The 14,052-nt window shown below is 38.9% G+C and carries 14 protein-coding genes; 13 read left to right on the top strand and 1 reads right to left on the bottom strand.

Annotated elements, in window-relative coordinates; translation table 11 throughout:
- The first annotated feature begins 9 nt into the window (after positions 1–9).
- Both pglZ and brxL read left to right on the top strand, forming a co-directional pair.
- Positions 10–2,532 carry a BREX-1 system phosphatase PglZ type A gene (gene pglZ, locus GGQ84_RS02670; RefSeq protein WP_429158785.1) on the top strand — a complete coding sequence of 841 codons (2,523 nt, stop codon included), beginning with the start codon at positions 10–12 and terminating at the stop codon, positions 2,530–2,532.
- A gap of 113 nt (positions 2,533–2,645) precedes the next feature.
- Positions 2,646–4,685 carry a protease Lon-related BREX system protein BrxL gene (gene brxL / locus GGQ84_RS02665; protein WP_429158920.1) on the top strand — a complete coding sequence of 680 codons (2,040 nt, stop codon included), beginning with the start codon at positions 2,646–2,648 and terminating at the stop codon, positions 4,683–4,685.
- A 44-nt stretch (positions 4,686–4,729) separates the two neighbouring features.
- On the opposite strand, the gene GGQ84_RS02660 is transcribed toward brxL, so the two are convergent.
- Positions 4,730–5,158: a helix-turn-helix domain-containing protein gene (locus tag GGQ84_RS02660; RefSeq protein ID WP_429158782.1), complete on the bottom strand. Its 429-nt coding sequence runs from the start codon at positions 5,156–5,158 to the stop codon at positions 4,730–4,732.
- A 174-nt stretch (positions 5,159–5,332) separates the two neighbouring features.
- On the opposite strand from GGQ84_RS02660, the gene GGQ84_RS02655 reads away from it, so the two are divergent.
- The 11 genes from GGQ84_RS02655 (at position 5,333) to GGQ84_RS02605 (ending at position 14,050) form a co-directional block, all read left to right on the top strand.
- The gene (locus GGQ84_RS02655; RefSeq protein ID WP_429158779.1) at positions 5,333–5,530 is read left to right on the top strand and encodes a helix-turn-helix domain-containing protein; all 198 of its coding nucleotides are present in this window, start codon (positions 5,333–5,335) and stop codon (positions 5,528–5,530) included.
- A gap of 300 nt (positions 5,531–5,830) precedes the next feature.
- Entirely contained in the window at positions 5,831–6,076 is a 246-nt protein-coding gene (locus GGQ84_RS02650) for a hypothetical protein (RefSeq protein ID WP_429158777.1), read from the top strand.
- 31 nt (positions 6,077–6,107) lie between these two features.
- Positions 6,108–8,495 carry a virulence-associated E family protein gene (locus tag GGQ84_RS02645; RefSeq protein ID WP_429158774.1) on the top strand — a complete coding sequence of 796 codons (2,388 nt, stop codon included), beginning with the start codon at positions 6,108–6,110 and terminating at the stop codon, positions 8,493–8,495.
- Between the two features lie 232 nt (positions 8,496–8,727).
- On the top strand, positions 8,728–9,258 hold the full coding sequence (locus GGQ84_RS02640; protein ID WP_429158771.1) for a hypothetical protein: 531 nt from the start codon (positions 8,728–8,730) through the stop codon (positions 9,256–9,258).
- 132 nt (positions 9,259–9,390) lie between these two features.
- A complete protein-coding gene (locus tag GGQ84_RS02635) occupies positions 9,391–9,816 on the top strand; it encodes a DUF1492 domain-containing protein (protein ID WP_429158768.1) in 426 nt (141 codons plus the stop codon).
- A gap of 246 nt (positions 9,817–10,062) precedes the next feature.
- The gene (locus tag GGQ84_RS02630) at positions 10,063–10,494 is read left to right on the top strand and encodes an RNA polymerase sigma factor (protein ID WP_429158766.1); all 432 of its coding nucleotides are present in this window, start codon (positions 10,063–10,065) and stop codon (positions 10,492–10,494) included.
- 5 nt (positions 10,495–10,499) lie between these two features.
- Entirely contained in the window at positions 10,500–10,841 is a 342-nt protein-coding gene (locus GGQ84_RS02625) for an HNH endonuclease (protein ID WP_429158764.1), read from the top strand.
- A 284-nt stretch (positions 10,842–11,125) separates the two neighbouring features.
- Positions 11,126–11,608, top strand: a complete 483-nt coding sequence (locus GGQ84_RS02620; RefSeq protein WP_429158761.1) for an RNA polymerase subunit sigma-70 — start codon at positions 11,126–11,128, stop codon at positions 11,606–11,608.
- Position 11,609: 1 nt separating this feature from the next.
- Positions 11,610–12,851 (top strand): site-specific DNA-methyltransferase, encoded by a 1,242-nt coding sequence (locus tag GGQ84_RS02615; RefSeq protein WP_429158917.1) that lies wholly within the window; start codon positions 11,610–11,612, stop codon positions 12,849–12,851.
- 106 nt (positions 12,852–12,957) lie between these two features.
- A complete protein-coding gene (locus tag GGQ84_RS02610; protein ID WP_429158760.1) occupies positions 12,958–13,737 on the top strand; it encodes a hypothetical protein in 780 nt (259 codons plus the stop codon).
- A complete protein-coding gene (locus tag GGQ84_RS02605; protein ID WP_429158757.1) occupies positions 13,727–14,050 on the top strand; it encodes a hypothetical protein in 324 nt (107 codons plus the stop codon). The genes GGQ84_RS02610 and GGQ84_RS02605 overlap by 11 nt, the downstream gene beginning before the upstream one ends.
- Positions 14,051–14,052: the final 2 nt, after the last annotated feature.

Below are 14,052 nucleotides of genomic sequence, written 5' to 3'. Positions count from 1 at the left end.
GGGTGTGAGATGGCAGAATTAAATCTAAAACAGATAACCGATAAGCTCAATAATGAGTTCACTGGAGGAACCCGTAAGCTGGTGTTCTGGTATGATGATAAAGCAGAATTTGAAGAGGACATTGATTCTTTGGAGATTAGCAATGCTAAGATATATCATCTGGAAAAAGACAATCAATTTTATACTAAATATTTTCTTGAGCGGAAAGATACTGAAACTAACTATCTTATCTATGCACCATTCCCACGCCCCCAGGTAAGAGATAACCATCTGGAGGATATGTTACTCTACTCCAAACAGTTTTTTGCTGATCGGGCATCACTTCTGACTGTAGATTTGGGGATTGATCAGAAGTATAAGCCTGTTATACAGAAGCATATCAAGTTCTTTGGCGCAAAAGATCGAACACAGAAATTTTATGAATTGGAGCTTGAAAATTTTACTAAAGAAAGCATTGAAGTAGCTCTTATGAGTGTTTTATGTAAAACAAGAATAGCCTTCTTTGACGAGGTTGTACGCGTTGTTTTGACAGAGGATAAATTGGAAGATAATAAATTTTTAGATGCGTTTAAGAAGTATGATCTCTTAGAGGCCTTCTGGCGTTTATGTGAAGAACAGTTTGGCTATACAGATGTAGAGCCTACACTAGAAAAACTTGTGATCACCATGTTTGTGACCTATACACAGCGATATATTCAAGGTGAGGTCCCTTCCTCTTGGAAGAATTTTGTTTCATATAAATCAGGTAACATTATCGCCTTCCTTGATAATCTAATGAACAATGTTCTATACAGGGGAAAATATGATGATTTATCATCCCTTGTTTCGAAAAGCCTCAATGCAAAGTCAGCATTAGAGAGCTACAACCCGGAAGCCTTATTAAATTGTGATACCTTTGAGGTAGTAGATCAAATCATAATTGGCTGGATAAAAGATCGCCTTCTTAGTGAAGATGTAGGAGCAAAACTTAATAATTTATCCATGACTGAAATTTGTAAGGATAGACGTAAAAAGCACTTTAGAGAGAAATATCGAACCGAGTATCATCTGCTCGAAAGTGCCTATAATGTGATCTTAGCTGCCAATTATCAAAGCGAAGAAGGATTAAAAGATATTGTCATCCAGTATATAACATCTGACTATAAGATCGATAGTCAATACAGAAAATTTTATTTAAACTACGATCAGTTAAGTGATAATGCACCTTTTGAAAAATTGAGAGATTTGGTTGAAAACATATACACCAATGAATATCTGGCGAAAAGCGTATACAGTTGGAACAGTGCTCTGAAGAAGGGGGATATGAAATCTGTTTTACCTCTTCAGAGAAGTTTTTATAGCAAGTATGTTCAGCCTAGCAAAGACCGAGTTGTGGTAATTATTTCAGATGCTATGCGATATGAAGTGGGTCAATCACTCTTCACAAAGCTACAGAATGACGAGAAATGTTCTCCTAAATTTGAAGCTATGATGGGCGTTTTACCTTCTTATACCAGACTTGGTATGGGAGCACTACTTCCCCACAGAACTCTTGAATTAAATGATGATAGCAAGGTTTTAGTTGATGGAATGCCTTCGGAATCTCTTAAGCAGCGAGAGTCTATACTAAATTCTAATACACAGAAAAGTAGAACCATTCAATTTGATGATGTTAAATTGATGAAAAAAACTGAGCTTAGAGAAGTGTTCACAGGCATGGATGTGGTCTATATTTATCATAACCAGATTGATGCTAGAGGGGATAAATTAAATACGGAAAATGAAGTATTTACTGCTTGTGCTGAAGCTGTAGAAGAGGTGTTTACATTGATTAAACGGCTATCAGTGAGTGCAAATACCTATCATTTTATCGTAACAGCAGATCACGGTTTTATTTACAAAAGAGACAAGTTACAAGAAAGAGATAAAATTGTTCATTTTGCAGATAATGATGCCTTTGTGAATAGAAGATTTATTGTTTCAGAAGAAGCGGTAGAAGATGATGGAATTATGTCATTATCCATGGGAGAGATCTTAGGTAATAGTGATTCAAAAATACTATCCGTCCCCATCAGCTCTAATGTATTTAAAGTATCTGGTGGCGGTCAGAATTTTGTTCACGGTGGATCCTCGCCTCAGGAAATGATTATTCCTGTTATTGACGTGAAAGTTGAAAAAGGTCATGCAGATACAAGACCAGCACAAATTATGTTGGTTAGTATGGTTCAAAAGGTTACGAACCTAATCTCTTCACTAGACTTTATTCAGTCTGACGCAGTGAGTGATGTGGTGAAAGAAACCAGCTACAAAATCTTCTTCATTTCAGAAGATAATGAAAAAATATCTAATGAATGCATCTATATAGCAGATAAAAAGGATAACGATCCTAGTAAGAGAATTTTTAGATTAAAGTTTAATTTCAAGAACAAACAATATGATAAATCTAAGAGTTATTATTTAGTAGCTTATGATGATAAAAACAATGTTGAAGTTTTACGTCATGGTGTCGTAATGGATATAGCCTTTGCGGATGACTTTGGCTTCGGCTTCTAAGGAGGGGTGAGTAGGTGGATGAAAGAGAATCAAACCATGATGAAATTGAAATAGAAGAATTTCAAGATGACTTTGATATAAAACATATTAGTGAAGAGACTGCTGATGATATGATGGCCTCAGATAATTATCTTAATGAGAAACTAAATGAAGTTTTTCCAGGGAAGATCGTACGTAAAGATTTGACCAAGAAGATTAAAGAAGGCGCTAATGTACCTGTATATGTACTGGAATATCTTCTCGGGATGTACTGCGCAACAACGGAGGAAGACGCCATAGCTGAAGGTGTACGCAATGTAAAAAATATCTTGGCTGAAAACTTCGTTCGTCCTGATGAAGCGCAGAAGATTATCTCTAAATTAAGAGAACGGGGCAGCTATACAGTTATAGATAAGCTTTCTGTCAAATTAAATTATCGACATGATATCTATGAGGCGGAATTTTCCAATTTGGGAATCAAAAATGTACCCATTTCAGAGAAATATGCATCAGATTTTGAACGCCTCCTGAGTGGAGGTATCTGGTGTATTGTTCAGTTGGAGTATTTCTATGATGAGGCAGATAAGAGTAGAATCCCCTTCATCATAACGAAACTTACTCCTATTCAAATGCCGAATTTAAATATGGCTGAGGTACTAGATGGAAGAGATCAGTTTACAAAAGTAGAATGGATAGACATTATTCTTCGGTCCATAGGAATGGAGCCTATCAAATTTTCATTTAGGGTAAAGATGCTACTCCTAGCTAGAATGATTCCGCTTGTAGAGAACAACTTTAACCTATGTGAGTTAGGACCTCGTGGCACGGGGAAATCCCATGTATATAAGGAGATTTCACCAAATAGCATTCTGGTCTCCGGGGGACAAACTACTGTGGCAAATCTTTTTTATAACATGTCAAATAAGACAGTTGGTCTAGTTGGTATGTGGGACTGTGTGGCATTTGATGAAGTGGCAGGGATTACCTTTAAAGATAAAGATGGCATACAAATTATGAAAGACTATATGGCATCCGGATCTTTTTCAAGAGGTAAAGAAGAAAAAAATGCTTCTGCATCTATGGTTTTTGTGGGAAATATTAATCAAAGTGTGGATGTACTCCTTAAAACATCCCATTTATTTGATCCATTCCCGGAAGCTATGGCATATGATAGTGCTTTTTTTGATAGGATGCACTGTTATCTACCTGGATGGGAGATACCTAAATACAGACCTGACTTTTTTACAAACCAATATGGCTTTATTACTGATTATCTGGCAGAATTTTTAAGGGAGTTGAGAAAAACCTCTTATGCAGATGCGCTGGATCAATATTTTAAAATAGGAAATAATCTAAATCAACGTGATGTAATTGCCGTAAGGAAAATGGTATCTGGACTTATAAAGTTAATCTATCCAAATGGAAAGTTCGAGAAGGAAGATATCGAGGAAATTCTCCGATTTGCACTGGAGAGTCGTAGACGTGTGAAAGAACAGCTTAAGAAAATCGGTGGTATGGAATTTTATGATGTGAATTTCTCCTATATAGATAATACAGATTTCACAGAAGAATTCGTTCCTGTACCAGAGCAAGGCGGTGGCAAACTGATTCCTGAAGGACTTCATAAGCCTGGACAGGTATATACTGTAAGTCGAGGGAAATCTGGTATGCTTGGCGTTTTCAAACTGGAAACAGAAATGGTTTCTGGATCTGGTAAATTTGAGCGTACAGGAATAGGGTCTGATAGGGAAGCAAAAGAATCTATAGATACAGCGTATAGATATCTAAAAGCAAATGGTAAAAATGTTAGTGGTACCATCAGCACCTCAACGAAGGACTATTTAATGCATCTTCAAGACTTAAATGGAATAGGTATCACTAATCAACTATCTTTAGCTGCATTTGTGGGCCTATGTTCAGCGGCACTGCATAAGCCGGTGGTCAGTAGTCTTGCGATTCTAGGAAATTTAAGTATTAGTGGAAGTATTATAAAAGTGGAAGAACTCGCTAACGTTCTTCAGGTTTGCCTAGATAGTGGCGCTAAAAAAGTACTATTGCCAATTACATCAGCTGCGGATATGTCTTCCGTCCCTCCGGAATTGATGGGGAAATTTAATCTAATCTTTTATCAGACACCTGAAGACGCAGTTTTTAAAGCTCTTGGTGTTGAATAATAATAAAATAAGCATCCGCCTGAGTGACCAGGTAGATGCTTATTTTATTTTCCGAACTTCCGGGAGTTCTGCATAAGGTCAAAAATTTTAAAATTCAAGAACGATTGCAACTCTCCACTTAGTTTTTCGAGATCTTCTTGAGTTATTTCAAACTCACCTTCTTTGCCTTTTAAAATAATATAGGCATCCTCTTCATCATAAATAATTTTATAGCCAAGTAGGTGGAGCTGCATTTCCATGTAATAGTCAAAGCTTTTCTTAACTTCGGGATTTTTCTCCCAATCCATTAAATAGGTAGGCGTGAGTTGAAGTGCATCCGCCAAAGCTTTAATCTTGTCTTTTCTTACATTCTTAATTTCTCCGCTTTCATATCTTTGAATCGTTGGTGCACTTAGACCCGCAGCTTTTGCAACTTCCTCTAGGGTAAGGCCCAGCTCTAATCTTCTATTTCTAATTTTGTCTTTAAATTCCACTACCTCACCTGCTTTCATGAGAATATCATTTAACTTTACTATACATTAAAATTTGCGTATTTGCAATATAAACTTAAAAATACCACATAAAAATTGCGTTTACGTATTGACGAGTAAAGTGAGATGTATTAAAATAAAGTTACGTAAAAGCAAAAAAAGAAAGGGGGGAGTAAAGTGTTTGATCAGAAAAAATTTAAAGCACTACTCGTTATAAAAGGCAAGACTATGCAGAACATTGCCGATTTACTAGGGATAAATCAAGCCACACTGTATAGAAAAATCAATGGTAACAGCGATTTCTATAGAAGGGAGATTCAGGCTATCTGTCAATATCTTGAGATAGATGATCCCAATGATATTTTTTTTGCTTAAGAAATTACGTAAACGCAAAAAAACATTATATTTAAAATGCTGGCTACAAAAATAGGTTACCAAGATATTGGTTTTATTGGTTAACAAGTGAGAGAACTTTTTTAATTTAGGGGGGCAACTTTTTAGATTCTCGTGACCTATATATAGGGGGCAAAAATATTTTTGAAAAAATTTACGAAATTAAACTTTCTAGCGGCTTATATATAAGGAATGAATTTTTTTAAAAAGGGGGTTTAATTCTTGCTCTCCCGTGCCCTATATATAGAGGCTAAAATTAAAAATCCAAAGGAGGAACATGTTATGAACAAATCTTTAAAAGAGCTTATTGAAATCTATGGTGAAGAGGAGGTTGTCGGAAGGATTTTAGAGCAGTTAAAGCTGCTAGCCTTCAGCGATGATGAAGAGGTAAAAGAATCGGTTATAGCAGCACTAGATGATGCAGGCTGTGATACGGAGTACATCTATAGCTTATGTGAATACACCAATCTTGTAAGTTATGCATCGGAAGAAGTATCCGTTACAGCTGAACCATGGAATGAAAACTAGGTGGTTACCTATCACTAGAAAGGAGGACACCATGGACTTTATTATATCCACAGGAAATACCAGACGTGATAAGCACTGGAAAAAAAGAGTGGTGACATGGGATGAGTTTGTAAAAAAACTCTCCCGTACCACCTATACAAGGGAGACCCAAGTTGAATATCATCAAATGAAGAAAAAGCAGCAGGATGATATCAAAGATGTGGGCGGATATATTGCAGCAGATCTTAAGAATGGTAGCCGCAAGAATGAACACATCGCATCAAAGACGATGCTATCCCTTGATGCAGATTATTTAAAATCAGTAGCCAGCTATATGGCGGATGTCAAATCAGAATTTCCTTATTCTTCTTGTACTCATTCTACCCATAGTCATACACCTGATAAGCCAAGGCTAAGAACAGTGGCCCCTTTTTCTAGGCCGGTTTCAGCTGATGAATATCAAGCCATTAGTAGGATGGTTGCTTTTGAAATTGGATTAGAGTACTTTGACGAAGCTTCCTTCAAGCCAAGCCAGTTTATGTACTGGCCGAGTACACCCAGTGATGGAGAATATGTCTTTGAAGAGATGAAAGGGCCATTTCTAGATCCAGACTCCATACTGGCAAAATACCATAACTGGAAAGATATATCCTCTTGGCCAGGTCCATCAAGGCAAACGGACGCTGCGCAAAGGGAGAAGAAGAAACAGCAAGATCCACTTTCAAAGTCTGGTCTTATTGGAGCATTCTGCAGGAGCTATACCATAAGAGAAGCCATTGCGACTTTTTTATCCGAGGTCTATGAGCCAAGTGCAGCCTCAGATCGTTATGATTATATTCCAGCGGATTCTTCCGCAGGAGTGTGGATAGAGGATGATAAGTTCTCCTTCTCCCATCACTCCACTGATCCAGCTTATGGGATGATGCTAAACGCTTTTGATTTAGTCCGCATCCACCGTTTTAGAAACTTAGATGATAAATGTAATGAAGATACTCCAGTAAGCAAGCTACCTTCCTATAAGGCCATGATGGAGTTTGCCTCAAAGGATGAGAAGGTTAAGCTTCTTCTCATAGAAGAGAGACAGGCTAGGGCCAAGGAGGAATTTAGTGAAGATGATGAATGGCAGAAAAGACTGGAATATGAATCCCGCTCCACGGTACTAAAAAACAATCTACACAACATCACCCTGATTCTACAAAATGATCCTAATTTACAAGGGATAGTATTTAATCAGCAGCTTGATGGTATGGAAATCAAAGGCAGCGTCCCTTGGAACCATCCTTCAAAGTACTGGAGGGATGCAGATGATGCCCAACTCATTAGCTATATTGACTCCAACTATGGGACCTTTTCTCAGCGTAATTATCAAATCGCTGTGGCTAAAGTGACAGATGACAGGTCCTATCATCCTATTCGAGAATACCTGGACTCTTTACCAGAGTGGGACAAGGTGCCAAGAGTGGATACCTTACTCATTGACTACCTTGGTGCAGATGATAACAAATACGTCCGTGCTGTTACGAGAAAAACCCTATGTGCAGCTATCAGTCGGGTTCAAAATCCTGGCTGTAAATTTGACTCCATGCTTGTCTTAAATGGACCTCAAGGAGTTGGTAAAAGTACTCTGATCTCAAAGCTTGCTGGGGAATGGTTCTCCGACAGCTTAAACCTTGGAGATACTAAAGACAAAACCGCCGCAGAGAAACTTCAGGGTTACTGGATACTTGAGATTGGTGAACTGGCAGGCCTTAGAAAAGCTGAAGTTGAAACCCTAAGATCCTTCCTCTCAAGGCAAAACGATATTTACCGTGCAGCCTTTGGAAAACGTGCCACACCTCATCTTCGCCAGTGCATTTTCTTTGGTACCACCAATGCAGAGTCCGGCTACCTAAGGGATACAACAGGGAATCGTAGGTTCTGGCCAGTGAAAACCCCGGGTAATGGATGTAAAAAATCATGGGAAATTTCTAATGAAGAGATTCAGCAGATATGGGCAGAGGCATTAGTATACGTGAAAGCTGGGGAAAAGCTATATCTTGATGCATCCATGGAGCAGCTGGCCAAGGATGAACAAAGAGATGCCATGGAATCTGATGAGCGTGAAGGTTTGGTTCGGGAATACCTAGATACCCTTCTCTCTGAGGATTGGGATAAGATGGATCTCTTTGAGAGAAGAAACTTCTTAAGCGGAAATGAATTTGGTGCTGAAGAAAGAATGGGGAAAATTCGACGAAGCAGTGTATGCAATATGGAAATTTGGTGTGAATGCTTTGGTAAGGACAGAGCCAATTTAGGCAGAGCAGATTCTAATAATCTAGCTGCCATATTAATTAAACTAGGCTGGATGAGACGGGATAAAAAGGAGCGGACTACTCTTTATGGTCCACAGTATATTTATGTACCTAAAAACGTTCCTAGCGCTGTTCCTAAAAAACAGTAAATTGGGTACATGTTCCCGATTTTGAGTTGTTCCTTAAATAATGCTTAGGAACAAATTATGGAACAACTCAAAGCCCTCTAGCGGTAAGCCTTAGATAGGTTATGTTCTTATAATCCTAATAATTATTATTAATTATAAATTATATAAAATAACCCCGTATAGAGTAATACTTGTATATTTCGCGCGTATAGGGGTTTTGGAGTTTTGAGAACGATAAGAACAGGAGGTTAATATGATGAGTTCAAGTGCATATATCTCAAGATGTCAGAAGGAATTAAAAGAGTGGAACGCACCACTTAGTGATTGGTACCCAACAGACTTGATTGACATTGAAGATGAAAATTCAAGTAATAGCCTTTTTACCTGTGAACTTTGCGGGTGTAGTAGAGTGAGATTTGTCCATGTAATGGAGCATGATCTTTACTTTGAGAGTGTAAGCGTTGGGTGTATATGTGCTGGAATTATGGAAGGAGATATTCTAGCAGCTAAGGAAAGAGAACGCTTAATGAAAAATAGGGCGAGAAGAAAAAGAAACTTTCCTAAAAGGAAGTGGAAGGAAACCCCTAATGGTAATTATATCCTTATGTATAAAAGCTCATATATACAGATGATATGTAGTAATTTTAACGATGAGCATTACGGCGTAAGCTATAACGGTAAAACAGTCTGGAAACATAAAGGTCGCCCTATAACAAGTTTTTTAGCCGGAGTTTATGCCGCCTTTGATCTCGTGGATCCAATAGAAAAGGTAATGAATCCATGAAAGAAAAAAGGGTTATAACTAGAGTTATAAATGCAGTAAAAGTGATGAGAGTTACATTTTATAAACTTAAGGGGTGTTAAGTTTAAATGGATAGATGTTGATAGTAGATTTCAGAAGGGAGATGGGGAAACTATGAATGCTAAAACATATTTATCACAGGCTATGTGGCTTGACATAATGATTAATCAAAAGTTGGAAGAGCAAGAGAGACTTAAAGCGATGGCGGAGAAGGTGACGTCTAATTTTGCAGAGGTGAAAGTTACAGGTGGGGAAAGACAAAACACCCGTGAAGAGAGCAATGTCAAACTCATTGACCTGAGACATGAAACCAATGAAATTACGGATAGGTATATAGATTTAAGAAATGAAATTATGGAGACCATCAATCAGCTAGAGGAAATGAACTACCGGCTGATACTTGAGATGAGATACATTAGCAAAAAAGGCTGGGATGAGATTGCTGCTACAATGGGTTACGATGTTAGGTGGATTATGGAGCTGCACGGTAGAGCATTAAAAAAAGTGGATAAAATACTAAGACTTCAGAAAACTTCATAGAAGTTCATATTGGACATGTGATATAGTGTAAAGTGTAGAAGTATGAGAGAATGATTTATCAGTAAAAATTAATTTGATAAATTGACAAGGACTTCAGTAAAATTCATAGAAGTTCATATAGCAAGTGTGCTATAGTATAAAGTGTAGAAGAATATAAAAAACACCAAAGAGCCCAAAGGACTAGCGTCCTGAGGGTTTTTGTCATAAAGAGAAGCCTTTGCATTAAAAACTGCAGAGGCTTTTTTCATGGAAAGGATGAAGAAAATGAAACCGGAATGGAAAGATCTAAGAAGAAAACCATCGGTACAGGATATGAGAACCAGGCTGGGCAGGTTGTATCAAATACAACAGGACTATGAGAAACTGATACGAGCAATGCTGGATATCAACTGTGAAAAAATCGAGAACGATCGCCGAGGGAGAGACCGCCAAGAAGAAAAGGATTTATTGTGTTCACTGGAGTTTATGGAGGAACAGAGAGAGGCGCTTTTAGGACAAAGAAAGGTGGAACTTAAACGGTTCTACAGGCTTTTGGAAACTGTCGAAAGCCCTAAAGTCAAATTGATACTGGTGCTAAGACATGTACACTTCCTAAGCTGGAAAGATATAGCCGAGGCCCTTGGGACGAGTGTGAAAAAGGTAAAGTACCTTCACGAAGAGTTTATCATTGAGAGGTGAAGGCAATGCCTATGAAACCAAAGAAACCCTGTAAGTATCCAGGCTGCCCAAACTTAACAGACAAGACCTACTGCGAGATACACACTGATGACAGACCAAGTGCTGCCGCTAGAGGTTATGACAGCAGGTGGAGGAAGGCAAGAGCCAGGTTCTTAAAGGCCAGTCCCCTGTGCGTTAAGTGTAAGGAAGAAGGTAAACTTGTAAAAGCTACGGTAGTAGATCATATCGTTCCCCACCGTGGAGACCGTGAACTCTTTTGGGATCAGAGTAACTGGCAGGCTCTTTGTAAGAAGTGTCATGATAGAAAGACAAGAAGTAAGGATCAGTACCAGGAGTACACGTACTGACTCCAAATATGGGGGGAGGGGCGGTTATAATCTCTACAACCCAGTGGTATCAGGACCGCCGCCCCCCTTCGTGTAAAAAAACGCAGAATTAAATAGGGGGGATACCTAAAAATAGCTTAACCGTCTGAAAAAAACTTAATGAAATAGCCAAACTACAAGGAATTTATAGTTTAAATCACTGAAAGGTTTTGCTAAATAGTTACTACTTTTGCTGTGAAACAGCTGCTGAGTGCAGAGTTTTGCAGCATTTTTTATGCAATAAATGAAGGAAAGGATGTGAAGCAGTGACGAAATTTCAAGCCAAACAAATACGGGAGCTTCGGTTGAGAGGTGTTGGTTATCGGGCCATTGCTTCAATTACCGGACTCTCAAGAGATATCGTTAGAAATTACTGTAAGACCCATGACCTAGATGGCCTAGCATCGGATGTTAGGATAAATATCTTAGAAAAAATGGAGAAGGGCGAGGCATGTTTAAGCTGTGGCAGAGATTTGAAACAACCGGCCACTGGTAGGAAGAGAAAGTTTTGCTCAGATACCTGTAGACGTCAGTGGTGGATGCAGCATTCGGATAACATTCAGCGAAAAGAAACAGCCTACTATGACTTGACCTGTGCTTATTGCGGCGAGGACTTCAAGGTCTACGGAAACAAGAACAGGAAGTATTGCAGTCACAACTGCTATGTACATGATAGGTTTTGGAGAAAAGAAGAAGGAAGAGCACCCTATGTTGGACCTTCCATGATAGAGGAGGCATATTATGAGTGATATGAAATGGAAAACCATACCGGTTGGAGATTTAAAGCCGGCTGAATATAACCCCAGGAAAAAGCTAAAAGCCGGAGATAAGGAATACGAGAAAATTAAAAGCTCAATCCTAGAGTTTGGTTATGTAGAACCGATTATTGTTAACTACGATATGACAGTGATTGGAGGACACCAGAGGTTAACGGTCCTTAAAGATCTAGGGCATACAGAAGTACAGTGTGTAGTCCTTGATATTAAAGAAGATGCAAAGGTCAAGGCCCTTAATATCGCACTAAATAAAATCGCTGGTGAGTGGGACGAAAAACTTCTAGCAGATCTATTGGTGGATATTCAAGCTGCAGATTTTAATACAGATTTTACGGGTTTTGAGCCACCGGAGATAGAGATGCTATTTTCTAAAGTCCATGACAAAGAAATTAAAGATGATGATTTTGATGTGGACGCAGCCCTAAAGGAAGAACCTATATCAAAACAGGGAGACCTTTGGTTACTTGGAAAACACCGTCTAGTTTGTGGAGATAGCACGATTCCTGAAACCTATGAAAAACTTATGGATGGTAAAAAAGCCAATATGATTCTTACGGACTTGCCCTATAACGTGGATTATGAAGGCACCGCTGGGAAAATTAAAAATGACAATATGGGGGATAAAGAGTTCTATGAGTTTCTCTTAAAAGCATATCAAAATATGTTTGAGCATATTGTTGATGGTGGAGCAATTTATGTATTCCATGCAGATAGGGAGACAGTTAATTTTAGATCCGCTTTTAAAGAAGCTGGCTTCTTTTGCCACCAAACCTGTATTTGGGTGAAAAATGCTCCGGTACTTGGAAGATCTGATTATTTATACGCCCATGAACCCATTCTTTACGGGTGGAAGCCGACAGCAAGTCATAAGTTTTATGGGGATAGAAAAAATAGAACCGTCTGGAACTTTGATAGGCCAACGAAATCAAAACTTCATCCAACGACAAAGCCGCTGCAGCTACTAGCCTACCCCATTAAGAACTCAAGCCTTGCTAATTGCATCGTTTTAGATCCCTTTGGCGGTTCTGGAAGTACACTTATCAGTAGCGACCAGACCAATAGAATTTGTTATATGGTAGAGCTGGATGAAAAGTTTGTGGATGTGATTGTAGAAAGGTTCGTGTTACATGCAGGGACCAGTGCGGATGTGTTTCTTGTAAGAGATGGGGAGAAAATTTCCTATGAGGATGTAAAGCAGGAAGCAGAAGTAGAGTAAAGGTTATTTAATATATAAAGAGCCAAATGAATGGCCCTAAAAGGCTTGACTTATATCTCCTTTAGAGTGATGTATATAGTACCAAAAATAAAGGAGGTATCAGTCAATGCGTATTGAAACAACTTGTGAAAATCGAAAAGAGCTGGTGAAAAGCATCGGTGAATTTTTAGGAGAGAAGCCTAAGTATGTAGGACCACCAAGTTATGCATACAGGGCAGAGGGCTTTATCATTGAACGAGATGGAACGGTGGTAAGTGAAACAGAAATGGATGGTGAAAGGATGAGAGCACACTTAGAAGAGCAGGGATTTGTAGAACCAATGCAGCAACTTGAAACTCTGGAGGTCAGCGTTCCTTTAGAGGGTATGGAGGGACTTGCCCTTCAAAACCTGATCTACATGCTTAAAAGCAAACAGTACCTGCTCAACCGGGTGGTTGGAAAAGAGCAGTTTTCCATCAATGATGAATTTATTAATGCGCTGCAAACGAATTTGCCAGAAAACAAAGAAGAGTTCCTTAACCTATGCAGTGAAAGTGCTGAAGCCATTTCAGGACTGAGCTTTGAAGATGACAAGGTAACCTTCACATTTCCAGGTTCAGAAAAGCCGAAAAAGAATCGAGCCTATGTAGAACTGGCAGCCATGATGGTGGCCCATGCAAAAGAGGCAAAGAGAATAAGTCCAAAAGTTAGTGAACCTGAAAATGAGAAATACTACCTTCGGGTATGGCTTGTCAGACTGGGACTAGGGGGAAGTGGCGCAAAGGAATCGAGAAAAGCCCTACTTGAAGGTTTAAAAGGCCACACAGCTTTTCGTACCCCTGATGATGCTGAGAAACACAAGGCGAGACTGCGTGAAAGAAAAGAAGGTGATGGACATGACGAATAGACCGAGAGCCTTATTTGGGAGAAAGCTCAATGACCTGAAGGAACTAAAAGAGGCTACAGCCTATGCGAAACAGAAGGGGCAGCTTGGTAGTTTTTATGAAGTGACCAAAGAGGTGTCCCTGGAAGGTGATGAGTTTAAAGCCCTTGCTGAAGATTTCTTTAATGAACAACCTTGGATTGAAAAGTCTGATGGCGGGTCCAATGAAAATGGAGACCTTAGATGCATTAGAGTTATTAACATAGAAACAGGGGAGAGACTTCTTATTTCCAGCGAAGGCTATGATTATTGCCTCTACACTGCCCTAGAAGAATAGAA

The sequence above is a fragment of the Desulfitispora alkaliphila genome, assembly GCF_050433185.1.
Taxonomy (GTDB): Bacteria; Bacillota; Desulfitisporia; order Desulfitisporales; family Desulfitisporaceae; genus Desulfitispora; species Desulfitispora alkaliphila.
The sequence above is the reverse complement of the archived record's forward strand: the minus strand, read 5'-3'. Positions and strand labels throughout refer to the sequence as shown.